The organism is Saccharopolyspora sp. NPDC002686 (genome assembly GCF_040295745.1).
GTDB lineage: Bacteria > Actinomycetota > Actinomycetes > Mycobacteriales > Pseudonocardiaceae > Saccharopolyspora > Saccharopolyspora oryzae.
In genome coordinates, this window is record NZ_JBEOVY010000028.1 from 1 (window position 1) to 17,290 (window position 17,290).

At 71.1% G+C, this 17,290-nt stretch carries 18 protein-coding genes and 1 pseudogene; 10 read left to right on the forward strand and 9 right to left on the reverse strand.

Going from position 1 to position 17,290, the window contains the following annotated elements; all coding sequences use genetic code 11:
- Positions 1 to 197: pseudogene (locus ABTZ89_RS06060) on the reverse strand (hypothetical protein); the annotation flags it as partial.
- A gap of 112 nt (positions 198 to 309) precedes the next feature.
- Between ABTZ89_RS06060 and ABTZ89_RS06065 the strand changes: the two are divergent.
- The 4 genes from ABTZ89_RS06065 (at position 310) to ABTZ89_RS06080 (ending at position 4,545) form a co-directional block, all read left to right on the forward strand.
- Complete coding sequence (locus ABTZ89_RS06065) at positions 310 to 1,086, forward strand: lysophospholipid acyltransferase family protein (RefSeq protein ID WP_351040794.1); 777 nt, start codon at positions 310 to 312, stop codon at positions 1,084 to 1,086.
- Positions 1,073 to 2,080 (forward strand): NAD(P)H-dependent glycerol-3-phosphate dehydrogenase, encoded by a 1,008-nt coding sequence (locus ABTZ89_RS06070; RefSeq protein WP_351040796.1) that lies wholly within the window; start codon positions 1,073 to 1,075, stop codon positions 2,078 to 2,080. Before ABTZ89_RS06065 ends, ABTZ89_RS06070 begins: the two co-directional genes overlap by 14 nt.
- A 562-nt stretch (positions 2,081 to 2,642) precedes the next feature.
- Positions 2,643 to 3,752: a cystathionine gamma-lyase gene (locus ABTZ89_RS06075; RefSeq protein ID WP_351040799.1), complete on the forward strand. Its 1,110-nt coding sequence runs from the start codon at positions 2,643 to 2,645 to the stop codon at positions 3,750 to 3,752.
- 310 nt (positions 3,753 to 4,062) lie between these two features.
- Positions 4,063 to 4,545, forward strand: a complete 483-nt coding sequence (locus ABTZ89_RS06080) for a cysteine dioxygenase (protein WP_270952558.1) — start codon at positions 4,063 to 4,065, stop codon at positions 4,543 to 4,545.
- A gap of 33 nt (positions 4,546 to 4,578) precedes the next feature.
- On the opposite strand, the gene ABTZ89_RS06085 is transcribed toward ABTZ89_RS06080, so the two are convergent.
- From ABTZ89_RS06085 to ABTZ89_RS06095, 3 genes are read right to left on the reverse strand one after another with little or no spacing between them, the layout of a single operon-like run.
- Positions 4,579 to 5,205, reverse strand: a complete 627-nt coding sequence (locus tag ABTZ89_RS06085; protein ID WP_270952598.1) for an FMN-binding negative transcriptional regulator — start codon at positions 5,203 to 5,205, stop codon at positions 4,579 to 4,581.
- 7 nt (positions 5,206 to 5,212) lie between these two features.
- Positions 5,213 to 5,635, reverse strand: a complete 423-nt coding sequence (locus ABTZ89_RS06090) for a GNAT family N-acetyltransferase (protein ID WP_270952559.1) — start codon at positions 5,633 to 5,635, stop codon at positions 5,213 to 5,215.
- Positions 5,632 to 6,285 carry a pyridoxamine 5'-phosphate oxidase family protein gene (locus tag ABTZ89_RS06095; RefSeq protein ID WP_351040804.1) on the reverse strand — a complete coding sequence of 218 codons (654 nt, stop codon included), beginning with the start codon at positions 6,283 to 6,285 and terminating at the stop codon, positions 5,632 to 5,634. Before ABTZ89_RS06095 ends, ABTZ89_RS06090 begins: the two co-directional genes overlap by 4 nt.
- A 60-nt stretch (positions 6,286 to 6,345) precedes the next feature.
- Here ABTZ89_RS06095 and pdxR point away from each other — a divergent pair, with 60 nt between their 5' ends.
- Positions 6,346 to 7,752 (forward strand): MocR-like pyridoxine biosynthesis transcription factor PdxR, encoded by a 1,407-nt coding sequence (gene pdxR / locus ABTZ89_RS06100; RefSeq protein ID WP_270952561.1) that lies wholly within the window; start codon positions 6,346 to 6,348, stop codon positions 7,750 to 7,752.
- Positions 7,753 to 7,966: 214 nt separating this feature from the next.
- Positions 7,967 to 9,058: a D-alanine--D-alanine ligase family protein gene (locus ABTZ89_RS06105; protein ID WP_351040807.1), complete on the forward strand. Its 1,092-nt coding sequence runs from the start codon at positions 7,967 to 7,969 to the stop codon at positions 9,056 to 9,058.
- A 58-nt stretch (positions 9,059 to 9,116) separates the two neighbouring features.
- On the opposite strand, the gene ABTZ89_RS06110 is transcribed toward ABTZ89_RS06105, so the two are convergent.
- From ABTZ89_RS06110 to ABTZ89_RS06120, 3 genes are all read right to left on the reverse strand, one after another.
- A complete protein-coding gene (locus ABTZ89_RS06110) occupies positions 9,117 to 9,827 on the reverse strand; it encodes a metallophosphoesterase (protein ID WP_351040810.1) in 711 nt (236 codons plus the stop codon).
- Positions 9,828 to 9,867: 40 nt separating this feature from the next.
- Positions 9,868 to 10,401, reverse strand: a complete 534-nt coding sequence (locus ABTZ89_RS06115; RefSeq protein ID WP_351040813.1) for a DUF3515 domain-containing protein — start codon at positions 10,399 to 10,401, stop codon at positions 9,868 to 9,870.
- A 144-nt stretch (positions 10,402 to 10,545) separates the two neighbouring features.
- A complete protein-coding gene (locus tag ABTZ89_RS06120) occupies positions 10,546 to 10,779 on the reverse strand; it encodes an Lrp/AsnC family transcriptional regulator (RefSeq protein WP_270952566.1) in 234 nt (77 codons plus the stop codon).
- 73 nt (positions 10,780 to 10,852) lie between these two features.
- On the opposite strand from ABTZ89_RS06120, the gene ABTZ89_RS06125 reads away from it, so the two are divergent.
- Complete coding sequence (locus tag ABTZ89_RS06125; RefSeq protein WP_270952599.1) at positions 10,853 to 11,842, forward strand: thiamine-phosphate kinase; 990 nt, start codon at positions 10,853 to 10,855, stop codon at positions 11,840 to 11,842.
- A 60-nt stretch (positions 11,843 to 11,902) separates the two neighbouring features.
- Here ABTZ89_RS06125 and ABTZ89_RS06130 read toward each other — a convergent pair whose 3' ends face one another.
- Entirely contained in the window at positions 11,903 to 13,237 is a 1,335-nt protein-coding gene (locus ABTZ89_RS06130) for an MFS transporter (protein WP_351040818.1), read from the reverse strand.
- 374 nt (positions 13,238 to 13,611) lie between these two features.
- Here ABTZ89_RS06130 and ABTZ89_RS06135 point away from each other — a divergent pair, with 374 nt between their 5' ends.
- Both ABTZ89_RS06135 and ABTZ89_RS06140 read left to right on the forward strand, forming a co-directional pair.
- Positions 13,612 to 14,286, forward strand: coding sequence for a uracil-DNA glycosylase (locus ABTZ89_RS06135; protein ID WP_270952568.1), 675 nt, complete (start codon positions 13,612 to 13,614; stop codon positions 14,284 to 14,286).
- Between the two features lie 98 nt (positions 14,287 to 14,384).
- Positions 14,385 to 14,969, forward strand: a complete 585-nt coding sequence (locus ABTZ89_RS06140; protein WP_270952570.1) for an Rv1733c family protein — start codon at positions 14,385 to 14,387, stop codon at positions 14,967 to 14,969.
- 274 nt (positions 14,970 to 15,243) lie between these two features.
- Here the strand turns inward: ABTZ89_RS06140 and rpmB are convergent, their stop codons facing one another.
- A complete protein-coding gene (gene rpmB / locus ABTZ89_RS06145; protein WP_270952571.1) occupies positions 15,244 to 15,435 on the reverse strand; it encodes a 50S ribosomal protein L28 in 192 nt (63 codons plus the stop codon).
- Between the two features lie 249 nt (positions 15,436 to 15,684).
- Here rpmB and ABTZ89_RS06150 point away from each other — a divergent pair, with 249 nt between their 5' ends.
- Positions 15,685 to 17,244: a DAK2 domain-containing protein gene (locus tag ABTZ89_RS06150; protein WP_270952573.1), complete on the forward strand. Its 1,560-nt coding sequence runs from the start codon at positions 15,685 to 15,687 to the stop codon at positions 17,242 to 17,244.
- The last annotated feature ends 46 nt before the right edge of the window (positions 17,245 to 17,290 follow it).

Sequence of the window (17,290 nt, forward strand, 5' to 3'; positions counted from 1 at the left end):
CGAGCCGCGGCCACTGTGTCCAACGCCACGGCGGCCACCAGCTCGGCGTGCGCGACGGGGCTGCGCGCGCCCGCGTCGGCGGCGCCGAGCAGCCGGGACTTGGCCCGGTGCAGCGGTTTGATCGGCACGATGAGGTGCACCGCGGGGCAGTCCTGCTGCGGGAACCGGCGGCTCGGCTGGTCGTCGTCAGCGCTCACCCCTCCATCTTCCCGGCCGGGGCGACAGGGGCGCGGAGCCGACTGGTTGCCGACGTGCGGGGACGTTCGGGGTAACTTTGCGGGCGCTCGCGAGGACAAGTGAGGAGTTGCCGTGGCGGAACCGAAGAGCCTCCGGCGCCAGCGGAGGAAGACCAGCGAGAAGGCGCGGGGCACGGGCAAGTTCTGGCTCGGCCTGGCGCGCGGTGTTTTCTACCCGCTGACCGGTGCGCTCGCCCGCACCGAGGTGCGCGGGCTGCACAACATCCCGGCGGACGGTCCGGTGCTGCTGGTGCTCAACCACGTCTCCCACCTGGACCCGGTGTTCGACGCGGTGACCGTGCACCGCGCCGCGCGGGTGCCGCGCTTCCTGGCCAAGAACACGCTGTGGAACGTCCCGGTGCTCAAGAGCGTGCTGGTCGGCGTGGAGCAGATCCCGGTCTACCGCGGCACCGCCGACGCGCAGAAGAGCCTGCGGGACGCGCACGAAGCGCTGGAGCGCGGCAAGGCGATCGTGATCTACCCGGACGGCACCATCACCAAGGACCCCGACGGCTGGCCGATGACGCCGAAGGTCGGGGTGGCGCGGCTGGCGCTGGCCCACGACATCCCGGTGATCCCGGCCGCGCGCTGGGGAACCCGCGACCTCTACGACCACTACAAGAAGCGCTTCCGCCCGTTCCCGCGCAAGACCGTGAAGTACGTCTTCGGCGAACCGCTGGACCTGTCGGCCTACCGCGGCAAGGAGAACGAGCCGCAGGCGCTGCGCGAGGTCACCAACCTGGCCATGCGCCGGGTGGGCGACCTGCTCGGCGAGATCCGCGGCGAGCAGCAGCCGGACGAGTTCTACAGCCCCGCGCGCAAGAAGCGGGACGACGATGGCGCGGCCTGAGCGGATCGCGGTGCTCGGCGCCGGATCCTGGGGCACCACCTTCGCGAAGGTCCTGGCCGACGCGGGCAACGACGTCGTCCTGTGGGCGCGCCGCGCCGAGGTCGCCGAGGCGATCAACGAATCCCGCCGCAACCCCGGGTACCTGCCGGACGTCCGGCTCCCGGAGTCGCTGTGCGCCACCGACGACGCGGCCGCGGCGGTGCACGACGCCGACGTGGTGGTGCTGGCGGTGCCCAGCCAGACGTTGCGCGAGAACCTCGCCGGCTGGCAGCCGCTGCTGCCGGCGGGCGCGACGCTGGTGAGCCTGGCCAAGGGCGTCGAGCTGAGCACGCTGAAGCGGATGAGCGAGGTCATCGCCGAGGTCGCCGACGTGCCGATGGACCAGGTCGCGGTGGTGTCCGGCCCGAACCTGGCCAAGGAGATCGCCGCCGAGCAGCCGACCGCGACCGTGGTGGCTTGCGCCGACCACGACCGCGCCGTCGCGCTGCAGCACGCCTGCTCGACGCCGTACTTCCGGCCGTACACCAACACCGACCTGATCGGCATCGAGATCGCCGGCGCCTGCAAGAACGTCATCGCGCTGGCCTGCGGCATGGCGGTCGGGCTCGGCTTCGGGGACAACACGATGTCCTCGCTGATCACCCGCGGCCTGGCCGAGACGACCCGGCTGGGCGCGGCGCTGGGCGCGGACCCGATGACGTTCGCAGGCCTGGCCGGGCTGGGCGACCTGGTGGCCACCTGCATGTCGCCGCTGTCGCGCAACCGGACCTTCGGCGAACGCCTCGGCCGCGGCGAGACCCTGGCGCAAGCGCAGGAAGCGGCGCACGGCCAGGTGTCCGAAGGCGTGAAGTCCTGCTCGTCGATCCGCCAGCTGGCCGCCCGCCACGGCGTGGAGATGCCGATCACCGACGTGGTGCACCGCGTCTGCCACGAGGACCTGCAACCAGGTCCGGCGGCAGCAGAACTACTCGGCCGCGAACGCAAGGCGGAATGACTTCTTTTTAGCGGCTGGTTTGCGTGGCGGTGCGGGTGGCGGAACCTCAGAGGCTTTCTCGCTGCGGGATCCCGTTTTTGCGTATGACCAATACACGGCAAACGGGCTGTCCTCGCGAGAAAGCCTCTGAGAACCCGCGGCGGTGCCGGTTGCGAGGGTGGGTTATGCGGCTGCGCCGCATGCGGTCCTTGCCGGGCGGTGCTGGTCGGGCGTCGCGGTGCGGTCTACCGCTGGAAGCGGCTTCGCCGCTTGCCTGACGTTCGTTCGTTCATGAGATTTGCCTCTCAGCGCGTGCTCCGGCGGTGGTACCGCTGGTGGCTCTGGCGGTTCGAGGGCACGTTTTCGCTGGCCATGGACCGTGAGCACTTTGGGTTGCTATGGCGACCCAAAGTGCTCACGGGGTGGTGGGGTGTTGCTGGCCGGGGGCGTCGGGGGAAGCTGCTGGGGCTGCCGCCGGGTTCGCCGGTGCGCAGCCGTCGTTCGGTTTGCCCGCGCGATCGTTGGACCTGCGACCACCGTCGTTCGCGGGGATGGTTGAGCAGAGTGATGTGGCAGGTGAGTTGTGAGCACTTCGGAACTTGGGGACGGCACGCGCTGCGTGCGGGGCGGCCACCCGGAACCGGTCGGCGGGACCCCGATGCTGCCGGGGCCGGTGTTCGCCGCCCCGTTCCACCTCGGCGAGGACTACCAGGGCGGCGGTGACTTCTACGGCCGGGCGAGCAACCCCACCTGGCGGGCTCTGGAATCGGCGATCGGCGACCTCGACGGCGGGCACTGCCTGCTGCTGCCCTCGGGCATGGCCGCGATCAGCACGGTCCTGCGCGCGGTCCTGCGCCACGGCGACAAGCTCGTCCTGCCCGACGACGGCTACTACGCCACCCGGAACTTCGTGCGCGACGAGCTGACCGAGCTGGCCCTGGACGTCCGGGAGATCAGCACCCTCGGGCCGTGGACCGACGACGTGTTCGCCGGAGTCCGCCTGGTACTGCTGGAAACCCCGTCGAACCCGGGTCTCGACGTGTGCGACATCGCCGAGCTCGCCGAGCGCGCGCACCGCGCGGGAGCGCTGCTGGCGGTGGACAACACGACGGCGACGCCGCTGGGTCAGCGCCCGCTGGAGCTGGGCGCGGACATCGTGATCGCCAGCGACACCAAGGCGTTGTCCGGGCACAGCGACCTGCTGATGGGCCACGTGTCGGTGCGCGACCCGGAGCTGGCCGAGCGGCTGCTGCGGGCGCGGACGTTGTCCGGCTCGATCCCCGGACCGTTCGAGACGTGGTTGGTGCACCGCAGCATGGGCACGCTCGACGTCCGCCTGGCGCGGCAGGCGGAGAACGCGGCCGCGCTCGTCGAGGCGCTGCGCGGGCACCCGAAGGTCTCGGGCCTGCGCTGGCCGGGTTCGCCCGACGACCCGTCGCACGAGCTCGCCCAGCGCCAGATGCGCCGCTGGGGCGGGGTGTTCCGGTTCGAGCTGGCCGACGCGGCGGCGGTGGACGAGTTCGTCCGGCGCAGCGAACTGGTGGTCGCGGCGACCAGCTTCGGCGGCCTGCACAGCACCGTCGACCGCAGGGCCCAGTGGGGCGACCCGGTGCCGGCGGGCTTCGTCCGCTTCTCCGCGGGCTGCGAGAACCCGGAAGACCTGGTCGCCGACGTCCTCCAAGCCCTCTCCTGACCTCCGCGCCCCGGGGATCGGTCGGCGTCGACCGGTCCCCGGCGGTGTCCTACGGGGTGGGACGGGACACACTCCGTGGGGTGAGATGTTGCTGGTCAGTTGACGTGGCGGGTCCGGGGCTGGTTGAGTTCTCGGCATGTTGTTGCGCGCGATGAACGGTCGGCGGGGTCACATCGACCTCCACCGCGTTGCCAGCGCGCTCTGTTCGTGTTCTTCGTGTTGATCGATCTCCGGTAATCCCCGGGTGTTTCCGCGCGTGCCCGCACGCCCGCACCCGGAATCCACGCACGATCCCGAAGGACTTCCTCACGTGTTCGCCGTTCCGCCGAATACCCTTGCCGCTGCTGCCGATCTGACGATCGCGCACCCGGTCCGCATCGCCCGAGAGCTCGCCGCCGACCGCGGTTCGTGGACGCACCTGCTGCGCTACGACCCGGACCAGCGCTGGTTCGGCCTGATCGCCCGCACCGAGCACTACGAGGCCTGGCTGCTGAGCTGGCTGCCCGGCCAGCACACCGAACTGCACGACCACGGCGGTGCCACCGGTGCTTTCACCATCATCTCCGGCAACCTCACCGAGCGCGTGGTGCGCGGCGGCGGGGCCGAGGTGCTGAACTCGTTGACCGCGGGCCAGTCCCGCGTCTTCGGGCCGGACTACGTGCACCAGGTGTCCAACACCGGGCCGGACCCGGCGGTGAGCATCCACGTCTACCGCCCGGTCCGGACCCCGATGACCACCTACGTCCACGACCCGATCACCGGCCTCCGGCCCACGGGCACGCAGCTCGGCTGAGCCCGCCGGCAGGTCGCGGCGCTGAACGGTCGATCAGCCGGTGCGCTCGTGCCTGCGGCGGCGTTGTTGCGCCGCGGCGGCGCGGTCGCGCGGGGCGTCGCGCTCGATCAGGTTGCGGGTCACGGATTCCTGCATCTCGACCGGTTTGTGGTCGTCGTACTTGAACTTCGCCGTCACCGATTCGACGTGCACGACGACGCCGCGGATCCCCTTGAGCATCCGGTGGAACGGGCCGTCCTGCGCGCGCACTTCGTCGGTTCCGCCGGCGGGCTGGAAGTGCTCGATCTGCCGGCGCAGCAGTGCGGCCTTGCCCTCGGGGTCGTCCACCAGCTCCGCTGTTCCGGAGAGCTGCACGCTCGCGTAGTGGCTGGTCGGAACGCCGGAGCTCGGCGGCACGTCCACCGCCCGCCACGGGCCCGGGATGTAGGCGTAATCGTCCACAACGGACAGAACGCAGTGCGGATCGTGCTCCAGCGCGCGCCAGATCGGGTTCGGCCGGGCGAGGTGGATCAGGACGCGGTCGCCGTCGAGCGCGAAGTGCGTCGGCTGCACGATCGGACGGCGTTCCGGGTCGACGGCCACGAGCTGCCCGAAGTCGTGCCCGTCGGCCAGCCACCGCCGCCACTCCTCGTCGTCGCGCGCGGCGTCCCAGGGGTGCACCAGCAACTCACACCTCCGGCGTCTTCTTGGTGAAGTGGAAGGACGAGATGGCGAACCCGGACGCCAGGTAGCGGCGGTGCGCGTCGTGCCGGTGCGTGCCGGAGTCCAGGTGGACCTGCTCGGCGCCGATCCGCCGCGCCTCCGCGTCGATCCACTCCAGCAGCGCGGCCCCGTGCCCCCGCCGCCGCGCGCTCGGTGCCGTGACCAGGTCGTCGACGTAGACGTGGTGGCCCCAGGCGAAGCACAGCCCGGCGCGGAAGCCCGCCACCGCCGCCACCTCGCCGTCGTCGTACGCGGCGATCATCCGGTACCCGTGCGCCTGCTGCTGCTTGGCCTGGGCCAGGAAGTCCTCCAGCGAGCCCAGGTTCGGGCGCAGCTCGAGCAGAACCGGGTACGCCGGGGTGAAGTCGGTCAGCTCCTGGACGGTCATGCCGAGTACCTCCGGTCCCGCACGTGCGCCGGGACTTCGAAGTCCGCCGCCAGGTCGTCGGCCGGTTCTGGCGCGCCCCACCGGGTTTCCAGCGGCAGCACCCCGGCCCAGGCCTTGCCCGCTTCGACGTCCTCGTCCTCGTCGACCGGACCGCCGGAGCGGATCTTCACCGCCGCTTCGGTCAGGTCGAGCGCGAGGACGGCGGTGGCGGCGAGCTCCTTCTTGTTCGGCTGCCGCGCGTGCTCCCAGGACCCGGGGGCCAGGTGCTCGGTGATCACCTGCAGCGCCTGCCACCTCTCGTCCGGATCGGTGACCTGGCGGGCTCGGCCGTGGATCACCGCCGACCGGTAGTTCACGGAGAAGTGGAACGCCGACCGCGCGTAGACGATCCCGTCGACGTTGGTCACGGTCACGCAGACCTCGGCCGCCTCGCGCAGGCTCCGCGCGCCGGTGGACCCGTGGACGTAGAGCGTGTCGCCGATGCGACCGTAGCCGGTGGGCAGCACGCGCGGCGCGCCGTCGACCAGCACGCCGAGGTGGCAGATCAGGCTGGCGTCGAGCACCGCGTGCAGGTCGCTGCGCTCGGTGCGGGCGCGTGCGCTGCCGCGGCGGATGGTGGACCGTTCCGTGGGGGAGAGCTGTTGGGTCACGCAGAACAGGATCATCCGGGAAGTGGCATTATCGAAGTGCCAATCAGGGAGAATTTCGAAATGCCACATGTCGTGCCCGCGAGTTCGCCGCTGCTGGAGCTGGCCATCGACCTGCGCCGCGACGACCCGCGCCCGCTCGCCGTCCAGCTCGCCGACGCCCTCCGGCACGCCGCCACCATCGGCCAGCTGCGCGGCGGCGACCGCTTGCCGTCGACCCGCGCGCTGGCACGCCACCTCGAGGTCAGCCGCACGGTGACCGCTGCCGCCTACGAGCAGCTGCACGCCGAGGGCTGGATCGCCGGTCGGCACGGCTCCGGGACCTACGTCACGACCAGCCCGCCCGGCGCGCAGACCGGAACGCCGAACGGCGAGTCCCGGGACGAGCGGACACCGCAGGAACCGACCGTGGTGCTGAGGCCCGGCGTGCCCTGGGCCGAAGGCATCGACCGCGCGGCGTGGCGGCGGGCCTGGCGAGCGGCGGCCGACGTGGAGCCGGACTCGACACCACACCGGGCCGGGGTGCTCTCCTACCGCGAAGCCGTCGTCGAGCACCTGCTGCGGCACCGCGGACTCGTCCTCGGCGGGCTGACGGTCGACAACGTCCTCGCCACCGGGGGCACCACCGCCGCCGTCATCGAGCTGGCGTCGAGCGTGCTGGAGCCGGGGGACGCGATCGCGGTGGAGGAGCCCGGGTACCAACGCGCGGTCGGTGCGCTGAGATCGGTCGGGGCGCGGGTGGTCCCGGCGCGCGTGGACCACGCCGGGATCGTGGTCGACGCCATCCCGGAGGGCGTGCGCGCGGTCTACTGCTCCCCGGCGCACCAGTACCCGATCGGCGGGCGGTTGCCCGCGGAGCGCCGGATAGCGCTCGTGGAGCGGGCGCGGGCCGAGGGGTGGCTGATCATCGAGGACGACTACGACGGGGAGCTGCGCTACGACGTCGCGCCGCTGCCGGTGCTCGCGTCGATGGCGCCGGACGTCGTCGTGCACCTGGGCACCACGAGCAAGATCATCTCGCCGACGCTGGGCGTGGGCTGGATGCTCGCCCCGGACCGGGTTTCCGAAGCGGTGGTGGAGCGCCGCACGCTCACCGGCACGAACCCGGCTGCCGCGGGCCAGCGCGTCCTGGCGGAGTTCGCCCGCAACGGCGACCTCGGACGCCACCTGCGTCGGCTGCGGCGCGAGCTCTCGCAGCGCCGGACCCTGGTCGTCGACGGCCTGGCGGCCGAAGGGGTGGAGGTGTTCGGCGACCGCGCCGGCGCCCACGTCGTCCTGCCCCTGCCGGACGCCGAAACCGAGCAGCGGGTCGTCGCCGAGGCGGGGGAGCGGGGTCTGGTCCTGGACGGCCTCCGCCGCCACCACTGCGGCCCGCAGCAGTGGTTCGGCCTCGCCCTCGGCTACGCCTCCTGCTCCCGCGAAGACCTGACCCGTGCCCTGCCCACCATCGCCCGGCTGTGCCGTCCCTGACGGCTCCGGGAACCCGCAGTTTCAATTGAAACTGTGATCCGCCGTGGGTGGGATCTGCAGTTTCAATTGAAACTGTGGTCCACATGGTGGGAGCCGGGGGTCGGTACGGACGGGATCTGGTCGGTCGCGGTGGGTGTTGGGGTGCTCGTTCCGGGGGCGGGGTCGGGCGAAGGTTGTGGAACGGGGATGCGGCTGGCCGGGTAGGGTCCGGCGCATGACACAGCGCAAGACCCGGGTGGCGGTCGTCTTCGGCGGCCGCAGCACCGAACACGGCATCTCCTGCGTGTCCGCCGGTAGCGTGCTCGCGCACCTGGACCAGGACCGCTTCGAGATCGTGCCGGTCGGCATCACCCGCGAGGGTGCCTGGGTGCTGGGCACCGACGACCCGAAGCAGCTGGAGATCCGGGACCGCAAGGCGCCGGTGGTCGAGTCCGGCACCGCCATCGCGCTGCCCGGTGACCCCACGCGGCGCGACTTGGTGCTGCTGGGGCCGGAGCGGGGCGGCGAGGTGCTGTCGTCGGTGGACGTGGTGTTCCCGGTGCTGCACGGCGCCTTCGGCGAGGACGGCACCATCCAGGGGCTGCTCGAGATGGCCGACGTGCCCTACGTGGGGCCGGGCGTGCTGTCCAGCGCGGTGTCGATGGACAAGGAGTACACCAAGAAGCTGCTCGCCGCGGAGGGCCTGGCGGTCGGCACCTACGAGGTGCTGCGCCGCGACCAGTCCACACTGGACGAAGCGCAGCGCGAGCGGCTCGGGCTGCCGGTGTTCGTCAAGCCCGCGCGCGCCGGGTCGTCGCTGGGCATCAGCAAGGTCACCGACTGGGCGGACCTGGACGCGGCGATCGCCGAGGCGCGGCGCACCGACCCCAAGGTGATCATCGAGTCCGCGGTGGTCGGGCGCGAGATCGAGTGCGGCGTGCTGGAGTTCCCGGACGGCCGGATCGAGGCCTCGCAGCCCGCCGAGCTGCGCGTGACCGGCGAATCCGACTGGTACGACTTCGAGTCCAAGTACCTCGACGACGTCACCGAGTTCGACATCCCGGCCAAGATCGGCGACGACGCGATCGAGCAGCTGCGCTCGGACGCGGTGACCGCCTTCCGCGCGCTGGAGTGCCAGGGCCTGGCCCGGGTCGACTTCTTCCTCTCCGAGGCCGGCGAGCTGATCGTCAACGAGGTCAACACCATGCCCGGCTTCACGTCGATCTCGCTGTACCCGCGGATGTGGGCGCACAGCGGCGTGGACTACGCGACCCTGCTGAGCATCCTCATCGACACGGCCGTCAACCGCGGCACCGGCCTGCGCTGACCAGCTGAGAACGGCCCCGGCCCCGCAACGGGGACCGGGGCCGTTCCACGTCCGCTGCTCAAGCGGCGTGGTGGAAGGTCGTCGTCACGGTGCCGCCGTCGTCGATGTGGTGCAGGGCCATCCCGGGGGCACCGGCGTCCACCATGAGCGGCCGGCGATCCGGGTCGACGCCGAGTTCGGACGCGACACCCGGAGCGCCGAGCACCGGCACGCCGGCCAGCGAGGACGTCAGCGGCGTGTGCACGTGACCGGACAGGACCGCCACCACGCGCGGGATCCGCTGGACGAGTTCGACCAGGACGTCGGGATTGGTCAGCGGGATCGCGTCGACGAAGGGGTGCCCGATCTCGACCGGCGGTTGGTGCAGCGCCAGCACCACCTGGTGCGCGCCCTGCGCCGCGGTTCCGGCGGCCCGCACCACGTCGTCGCGGAGGAAGCCGTGGTCCTCGCCGGGCACGGTGACGTCCAATCCGATCACCCGAACCCGGTCCACTTCGAGGACCGGGCACTGCTCCTGAGCCAGCTCCGCGCGCAGCGTGGCCGGGTCGTCGTGGTTGCCCGGGATGGCGATCCACGGCGGACGGTTCGCCATCAGCTCGGCGAAAGCGCGGTACTCCTCGGGCTTGCCGCGATCGCTGATGTCGCCGGTGGCCACGATCGCATCGGGCCGACGGGGCGCGGCGAGGTCGAGCACCTGCCGCAGCCGCTCCGCGGAGGCGGGATCGTCGGTCAGGTGCGGGTCGCTGACGTGGAGCAGGGTGGCACTCATGATCGCCACGCTAGCCGCCGGCGGCGCCCGGCTGACTCCGTCAGGGGAAGACCGGCTGCTTGGGGAGCTTGTCGCGCAGGATCGCCGAGAGGTCCTGGAGCGGGCCGGTTCCGGTTTCGCCGGGCAGGCTCAGCGCGACGTAGACCGGGCGGTCGACCGCCAGCCACGAGGTGTCGCCGCCCTGGTCGATCTTCAACCAGCTCACGCCGGAGACGTCCACCAGCTGCGCGGTCGGCGTCAGCTCCGCGGGGGCGTCGACGCCGCAGCGCACCGTGATCGGGTCGTGGTCCGCGTTGCCCCACGCCACCGTCGCCCGGGGCACCGGGGCCGAGAGCTCGCGGCGCGGGACCTGGGTGCCGTCCACCGCCAGCTCGCGCGGCAGCGCGTCGATCACCGACGTGCACTCCGGCGTTTCCGCCTTCGGCGCGGGGATCGGGGCCAGCGGGAGCGGGCCTTCGCGGCGCTCCTTCACGGCGGCTTCGGCCGCCTGCTGCTCCTGGCGGGCGGTGTACCAGCCGTACGTGCCGATTCCGGCGACCGCCAGGGCGAGGAGTGCTCCGAGCGTGATCGCCACGATCAACACCGGCCGGGGCACTCCGGTCGCTGATTGGTGAACCACGTCGTCCACTACAGCACGGCCGCCGTCGTCGCTGGACACCGGCCTGGCCGCGCGGATGGGCGCCCTCCGCGGTGGAGGGCGCCCATCAACACCGCTTCGTCAGAGGTGCACCACCGGGCAGGTGAGGGTCCGGGTGATGCCTTCCACGTTCTGGATCTTGGCGACGACCATCTTGCCGAGCTGGTCGACGTTCTCCGCTTCGGCGCGCACGATCACGTCATACGGACCGGTGACGTCCTCGGCGCTGATGACGCCTTCGAAGTCCTTGATCTCACCGGCCACGGCGGCGGCCTTGCCGACTTCGGTCTGGATGAGGATGTATGCCTGAACCACGGCGTGCCCCTTCGTCTTGCCGATGTGCTCGGGGTAGGAAACTGGCAGAAAGCTACCCCATTTGACCGAGCAGATGCTCAAGGAAGGAAGGTCCCAGTTGGGTCCTGATTCGTCGCAGGACGCACAGACCGTTTCCCAGTTGGGTGAGTTCGGTCTCATCGACCGGGTGACAGCGGGGCGGCCGCAGTCACCCGGAACCCTGCTCGGTCCCGGGGACGACGCAGCGGTCCTGGCCGCTCCGGACGGGCGGGTGGTGGCTTCCACCGACGTGCTCGTCGAAGGAGTGCACTTCCGTTTCGACTGGTCCACCCCGCACCAGGTGGGCCGCAAGGCCTGCGCGGTGAACCTCTCCGACATCGCCGCGATGGGCGCGGTGCCCACCGGCGTGCTGGTCGGGCTGGCCTGCGCCCCGGACCTGCCCACGAGCGTCGCCGACGAGCTGCTCGACGGCATGTGGGAAGAAGCACAGCGGGTCGGCATCGGCATCGTCGGCGGCGACATGGTGTCGTCGACCTCACTGACGATCTCCGTCACGGCCCTCGGCGATCTGCAGGGCCGGGAGCCGGTGACCCGCTCCGGGGCGCGCCCCGGCGACGTGGTGGCGGTGGCCGGTCGGCTCGGCTGGTCGGCGGCCGGGCTGGCCGTGCTCGGACGGGGGTTCCGCTCCCCGGTCGCGGTGGTCGGCGCGCACCGCGTCCCGGAACCGCCGTACGAGGCCGGTCCGCAGGCGGCGCTGGCCGGCGCGACATCCATGATGGACACCTCCGACGGCCTGCTGGCCGACCTCGGCCACATCGCGACGGCCTCGCAGGTCGCCATCGACGTGCGCACCGAGCAGGTGGAGGTGCCGCAGCGGCTCACCGAGGTCGCCTCGGCGCTCGGCGCCGACGCCCGGCACTGGGTGCTCACCGGCGGCGAGGACCAGGCCCTGATCGCCACGTTCCCGGCGGAGCAGGAGCTGCCGGAGGGCTGGCGGGAGATCGGCGTGGTCGCCGAAGGTTCGGGCGTCACCGTGGACGGCGGCGAGTACGCCGGCCCGAGCGGCTGGGAGCACTGGCGCTAGGTGGAGATGTGAAAGGGCCCCGGTGCGCCGAAGCGCTCCGGGGCCCTTTTCGCGACCGGGTCAGCTCGCCGAGGACGGCGCCTCGGAAGGAGCGTGCTGCATGAGCGGCTTCCCCGCGGTCTCCTTCATCAGCAGGATCGGCACCAGGGCCACCAGCGCCGCGCCCATCAAGTAGTACGCCGGGAACATGGTGTTGCCGGTGCTCTTGACGACCGCGTCGTTGACCAGCGGCGCGGTGCCGCCGAAGGCCGCGGTGGAGATGTTGTAGCCGATGCAGAAGGCCGCGTAGCGGACCTTGGTCGGGAACATCGCGGGCAGCGTCGCGGCCAGCGGGCCGATCAGCTGCACGTGCCCGATCGCCAGCAGCGCCAGACCGCAGACCGTGGTCAGCACGGTGCCCTGGGCGATCAGCAGGAACGCCGGGATGGGCAGGACGATGAAGCAGATCGCCGCGGACAGGAACAGCGGTTTGCGGCCGACCCGGTCCGACAGCGCGCCGACCGGCGTGATGATCACCATCATGAACAGCACGGTGAGCAGCAGCGGCACCAGGACCTGGTAGTCCTGACCCTCCGGCACGCTGAGCGTGTCCTTCAGGTAGGTCTCCATGTAGGTCAGGATCGTGTAGTTCGCGATGTTGATGAGGACAACGATGCCCATCAGGATCAGCAGCTGGCGCCACCACTCCTTGAGCAGGTCCTTCAGCGGCGACTTGGCGACCTCGTGGGTGGCCTCCAGCTCCTTGAACGCCGGGGTGTCCTCCAGCTTGCTCCGGAGGTAGAGCCCGACGGCGCCGAGCGGACCGGCGATCAGGAACGGAATGCGCCAGCCCCAGTCCGCCATTCCGTCGGTGCCGATGTTCAAGATCAGGATTGTCGGCACCAGCGCGCCGAGTCCGAATCCGACCAGAGTTCCGAATTCCAGCCAGCTGCCCCAGAATCCGCGCTTGCGGTCGGGCGCGAACTCCGCGATGTAGGTGGCGGCACCACCGTATTCGCCGCCGGTGGAGAAGCCCTGCAACAAGCGGCACAGGAGCAACAGCATCGGCGCCAAGATTCCGATGGTGTCGTAGGTCGGCAACAATCCGATGACGAATGTTGATCCCGACATCAACAAGATCGTCAGGGCGAGTACCTTCTGCCGCCCGATTCGGTCGCCCAGCGGCCCGAAGAACAGGCTGCCCAGCGGCCGGAACAGGAAGGAGATGGCGAAGACGCCGAAGGCGGAGACCGTCTCCCACGGGCCGGGAAAGAACTGGTGACCGACGTAGGCCGCGACGTAGGCGTATACCCCGAAGTCGTACCACTCCGTGGTATTTCCGATTGCGGCGGCGCCGACCGCGCGGCGCAGCAGTGCGCGCTGCTCGGGTGTTTCGGCTTTCTCCTGCGAAGTCATGGTTTTGCGGCCCACCTCCGGGTCATGCCGTCCACGGCCGTGGTCGATCGACAACTTCGCCAGAACCTAGCCGAGTAGCCACTGGCGGGCCACCAAATGGCCATGATTGGCGCATTCCGATGGTATTTCTTTAATGCAAAGGGACGCTGTTCTGGCGCTCTGAACGGCGCTCCGGTGGGTTGCGGATTTGACAGCTGAATTCGCCGGATGACTAGCGAAAATGCAACCATCGGGTGATGGTCGGTCACGGGCGTGGCCAATATCGCAGCGATTCGTTACTTCGATCGTGTGTGACGTGCGACACATTCGCGAGTTGGGCGGTGGATCTCGGGGGTGCCGCCGGTCGATCTCGGCGGCTCGTTAGGGTGCTCTGCATGACCGCGCGTCCACTGCACGAACTCGTCGAGGCCGGGTGGGCCGAGGCCCTCGCCCCGGTCGCGGAGAAGGTCAAGGAGGCGGGCGAGTTCCTGCGCGCCGAGGTCGCGGCGGGACGCCAGTACCTGCCGGCACCCGAGCACGTGCTGCGCGCGTTCCAGCAGCCCTTCGACGAGGTCCGGGTGCTGATCGTCGGCCAGGACCCGTACCCGACGCCGGGCCACGCGGTGGGACTCAGCTTCTCGGTCGCTCCCGGCGTCGCACCGCCGCGGAGCCTGGTCAACATCTACCGCGAGTACACCGAGGACCTGGGGCACCCGAAGCCGACCAGCGGCGACCTGACGCCCTGGACCGAGCGCGGCGTGCTGCTGCTCAACAGGAGCCTGACGGTCGAACCCCGCAAGCCCGGCTCGCACCGCGGCAAGGGCTGGGAGCAGGTCACCGCGCAGGCCATCCGCGCGCTCGCCGCCCGCGACAAGCCGCTGGTGGCGATCTTGTGGGGCCGCGACGCCCGCGATCTCCGCCCGCTGATGCCGGGCGTGGACTGCGTCGAGTCGGCGCACCCGAGCCCGATGTCGGCCGACCGCGGCTTCTTCGGTTCGCGGCCGTTCAGCCGGGTCAACGAGCTGCTGGCCGCCAAGGGCGTCGAGCCCATCGACTGGAAGCTCCCGTAACTCCCGTTTTCGCTGGTCACCCAGTCTGGATTTCAGTACCGCCCGGTCGTACATTTGCCCTTGCCGGAAGTTGCGCTCGGGGCGGAAGAAGGCTCGTCATGGGAGCCGACCGGAACACCAGCGGCCTGCGGTGCCTGGTCCGCAGGCTGTTCCCCGGTGCCAACCCGCTGCGCCGGCGCACTGATCTCTTCGAACCGATCGCGCTGCTGCTCGCCGTGCTGGTCGTGGCGGCCGCCGCCGTGGTGGCGCTGCTGGTGGCGCGCGACGAGCTGAACAACCGCCTCGCCGTGGTCGAGCAGGAGCAGGCCACCAGGCACCAGGTGGTGGCCTCGGTGGTGGCCGAGCTGCCCAGCAGCGCGACGGGGCACCGGCCGGTCGCGGTGCACTGGGGCCAGCCGCCCGCTGATCGGTTCGCGGTGGTGGACCTGCCGGCCCGGGCGCCGGCCGCCGGCACGCTCCCGATCTGGGTGGACGACCAGGACCGGCTGGTCGCTCCGCCGCTCACCGGCGGCGAAGCGGCGCAAGCAGCCGGTCTGGCCGGAGCGGGAGTCCTGCTCGGAGCTGCGCTGATGACCACGCTCGGCCTGCTCGGCGCGCGCGCCTGGGTCACCCACCGCCGGCTCGAGGCCTGGGCGGCCGAGTGGGAGAAGGTCGAGCCGCAGTGGCGCAACCACACTTCGTAGGAAGTCTCCTTGGTGGTCGTTCTGTCCTTGTCTTTGATGCGCCGAAGGCGCATGGCCCGCCCTCGGCGCTGGCACCGCCGCGGGTTCTCAGCGTTCGCCTGGCGAGGACGGCGCAGCTGCCGTGTATTGGCATACATCAAGTTGGGCACCCGGAGTCCAGGCGGGCGCTGAGGTTCCGCTACCCGCACCGCTACTCGGAACGACCACCGGAGACAGGCCTTGAGCAGCAAAAACCCCGAGGCCCTGATGACCTCGGGGTTTAACGCGCTGTGATTCAGCCGCGCGCGACCTTGCCAGCTCGCAGGCAGGAGGTGCACACGTTCATGCGCTTGCGCTGCGACAGGCCGATCTTGGCGTGCACGGTCTGAATGTTCGGGTTCCACCGGCGCCGAGTCTTCCGGTGGGAGTGCGAGACCGAGTTGCCGAAGCCAGGTCCCTTCTTGCAGACGTCGCAGACGGCAGCCACGTCAGACACCCCTTACTTTGCTTGACGGTTACAGCGATGAGAGCCACGCAAGCGACCCCCACTTGCGTGAGAGCTTGCTGTTCACCGCCGTTGGCGGCGGCCTGAGCCCGGAAATCCGGACGCCCTGGGTCATCGCCACCCTGGGACCGGATCAGTGTATCCCACCGTTGACCGCCCCTCCGGCGGTGGGGGCGCGTGGCCCCGGACGGGACTAGGGTCAGGCCAATCCGATGGTAGGAGGAGGTCCGGTTGTTGCGGACGCTGGATGCGGCGGCGGCCCGGCGCTGGGCGGACTTGTCCCTGGCTGCGCTCGTCTCGGAGCGCGCCGCGATCGACCGGATCAACGTCTACCCGGTCGCCGACGGGGACACCGGCACGAACCTGCTGCAGACGATGCGGGCCGCTGTGGACGAGCTGGACGCGGCCGCGCCCGACACCCTCGGCGGGGTGCTCGGAGCCCTCGCCAAGGGAGCGCTCGGCGGCGCCTGCGGGAATTCCGGAGTGCTGCTCTCGCAGGCCATGCGCGGTGTGTCCGAGCAGCTCCGGGACGTGACGGCCGCCGACGGGCGCGATCTGCACGCCGCGTTGACCCGGGCCGACGAGCTCGCCCGCGAGGCGCTCGCCGAGCCCGTCGAGGGCACTGTGCTGTCGGTCCTGCGGGCCGCGGCTCGCGGCGCGGCCGGGACCGATCAGCTGGACGTCGCGGTGCACGGTGCGACCCGGGCTGCCGTTGACGCTCTGGCCGCGACCCCCGCGCAGCTCTCCGTGCTCTCGGACGCCGGGGTCGTCGATGCCGGTGGACGCGGTTTCGTGGTGGTGCTCGACGCGCTGCACGCGGTCGTCCGGGACGGCGAGCAGCTCGCCCCGGCGGCTCCGCTGCCCGGCGAATCCGGTGTTCTGGAGCACGAGTCGCAGTACGAGTACGAGGTCATGTACCTGCTCGGCGACACCGACCAGGAGCGCGCGACCGCTCTGCGCGAGGTGTTGTGCGGTCTGGGCGACTGCGTGTCGGTGGTCGGTGACGGCGTGGGGTCGTGGGCCGTCCACGTGCACTGCGACGAGATCGGCGCGGCGATCGAATCGGGCATCGACAGCGGCCGGGTGCGCAACATCAAGGTGACCCGGTTCGCCGACCAGCAGGCCGCGTTCGCGCGCGAGGCCGCGGTGCTGGCCTGCGTGCCCAGCGAGGAGCTGGGGGAGCTGTTCGCCGCGGAAGGCGCTGACGTGCTCGTCGTCGGTCCGGAGCCGACGCCCGAACGGCTCGGCGAGGCGGTCGAGGCCAGCGGGGCGGCGCACGTCGTGGTGCTGCCCAACGATCCGGACACCGCGGTGCTGGTGGAGCGGGCTGCTGCCGGGGTGAGCGCGGACGGTGCGGATGTCGTCGTGGTGCCCACGGCGTCCCCGGTGCAGGGGCTCGCCGCGTTGGCGGTGCACGACGTGACGCGGCGCCGGGCCGACGACCAGGTCGCGATGGCCGAAGCCGCGGCGGCGACCCGGCGCGGTGAGCTGCGCATCGCCGATGCCGAGGCGCTGACCTGGGTCGGTCGCTGCCGCCCGGGTGACGTGCTCGGGTTGATCGACGGGGACGTGGTGCTGATCGGCGACGACGTGCCGACGGCTGCCCGCGACCTCGCGGCGCGCATGCTCAGCACCGGTGGCGAGCTGGTCACCGCGCTGGTCCACGCCGACGCCCCGCCCGGCCTGGTCGACGTCCTGGCCGATCACCTCCGGCGTTCCCACCCGGAGGTCGAGCTCGCCGGCTACCCGGCGGGGGAGCTCGGCGCGCTGCTGCTCCTCGGCGTGGAGTAGTCGCCGAGATCTTGCTGGTCAGCAAGGCCCTTCGCGACCAATTGAA

Coding starts and splice junctions, on each gene's coding strand:
- ABTZ89_RS06125 (WP_270952599.1), top strand. CDS start 10,853: ATGCTCAAGGAAGGAAGGTCCCAGTTGGGTCCTGATTCGTCGCAGGAC.
- ABTZ89_RS06130 (WP_351040818.1), bottom strand. CDS start 13,237: ATGACTTCGCAGGAGAAAGCCGAAACACCCGAGCAGCGCGCACTGCTG.
- ABTZ89_RS06105 (WP_351040807.1), top strand. CDS start 7,967: ATGACACAGCGCAAGACCCGGGTGGCGGTCGTCTTCGGCGGCCGCAGC.
- ABTZ89_RS06090 (WP_270952559.1), bottom strand. CDS start 5,635: ATGACCGTCCAGGAGCTGACCGACTTCACCCCGGCGTACCCGGTTCTG.
- pdxR (WP_270952561.1), top strand. CDS start 6,346: ATGCCACATGTCGTGCCCGCGAGTTCGCCGCTGCTGGAGCTGGCCATC.
- ABTZ89_RS06110 (WP_351040810.1), bottom strand. CDS start 9,827: ATGAGTGCCACCCTGCTCCACGTCAGCGACCCGCACCTGACCGACGAT.
- ABTZ89_RS06135 (WP_270952568.1), top strand. CDS start 13,612: ATGACCGCGCGTCCACTGCACGAACTCGTCGAGGCCGGGTGGGCCGAG.
- ABTZ89_RS06070 (WP_351040796.1), top strand. CDS start 1,073: ATGGCGCGGCCTGAGCGGATCGCGGTGCTCGGCGCCGGATCCTGGGGC.
- ABTZ89_RS06140 (WP_270952570.1), top strand. CDS start 14,385: ATGGGAGCCGACCGGAACACCAGCGGCCTGCGGTGCCTGGTCCGCAGG.